The 402-nt window shown below is 56.0% G+C and carries 1 rRNA gene; it reads right to left on the bottom strand.

Annotated elements, in window-relative coordinates:
* Nucleotides 1-62 precede the first annotated feature (62 nt).
* A 5S ribosomal RNA gene (rrf, locus tag A7W11_RS21850) occupies nt 63-175 on the bottom strand.
* Nucleotides 176-402: the final 227 nt, after the last annotated feature.

Genomic DNA, 402 nt, shown 5'->3' with positions numbered 1-402 from the left:
TTTTTCGAGCGTCCAAAGCAAAACCCCGCAGACGTTGTGTCTACGGGGTTTTGGGGATAAGAGCCTGACGATGACCTACTTTCACAGATGTACATCCACTATCATCGGCGCAAAGGTGTTTCACGGTCCTGTTCGGGAAGGGAAGGGGTGGGACCACCTTGCTATGGTCGTCAGGCGTAAGAGGTTGAGCGGTTGACGGGTTGGGTCAACGGCTCAGAAGAAGAAGCACGCTGGGCAGGGGTTGAGGCCTGCGACGTAAAGCGTATGGAATACGTATTTGGGGTTGTGATGCACGGCGTTCTCGCCGGCACGGTGCGCGTCAGCACCTGGGCGGCGCGCTCATGGCGCCGCGTATGAAGACTGTAGAGTTATAGGATCAAGCCTCACGGGCAATTAGTATCA

The organism is Bordetella ansorpii, from assembly GCF_900078315.1.
Classification (GTDB): Bacteria; Pseudomonadota; Gammaproteobacteria; order Burkholderiales; family Burkholderiaceae_B; genus Bordetella; species Bordetella ansorpii.
Note: the sequence above shows the minus strand (reverse complement) of the source record. Positions and strands in the feature narration are given on the sequence as shown.